This is a genomic window from Aeromonas sp. HMWF015 (assembly GCF_963878965.1).
In the GTDB taxonomy this organism is placed as follows: domain Bacteria; phylum Pseudomonadota; class Gammaproteobacteria; order Enterobacterales; family Aeromonadaceae; genus Aeromonas; species Aeromonas veronii.
This window is the reverse complement of record NZ_CAWNZT010000184.1, coordinates 16,277-16,602: the sequence shown is the minus strand read 5'-3', so window position 1 is coordinate 16,602 and position 326 is coordinate 16,277. Positions and strand designations below refer to the sequence as shown.

Genomic DNA, 326 nt, shown 5'->3' with positions numbered 1-326 from the left:
CTTGACGATGGCAGACCAGATCAGCAGGTCGGCGCGAAAAGGCTCCTTGGCGCTGGCCGCTTCGGCTTGGGTGCTCAGTGTTTCGAGGCAGCTCTCTTTCGCCTTGCCGCTCTGTTGATACTGGCAGACGGCCCACTGTTGCTGGATGGGGATGAGGGCATCACTCGCGGCCATGACTGAGGTGGATCCCAGCAGGATGGCGATGGCACAAGAGGTCACGGATTGACGGAAAAAATTCATATTAATGCTCCTTCTTGGTCGGGATCGGGCGGGACAAGTCTGGTTGTGGCGCGCTGTTGGCGCCAGCATCAGCCGTCCCTGGCTGC

1 pseudogene is annotated in these 326 nt (G+C 59.8%); it reads right to left on the bottom strand.

Annotated features, from left to right (window positions below):
* Nucleotides 1-240 (bottom strand): annotated as a pseudogene (locus AACS18_RS09750) (hypothetical protein); the annotation flags it as partial.
* Nucleotides 241-326: the final 86 nt, after the last annotated feature.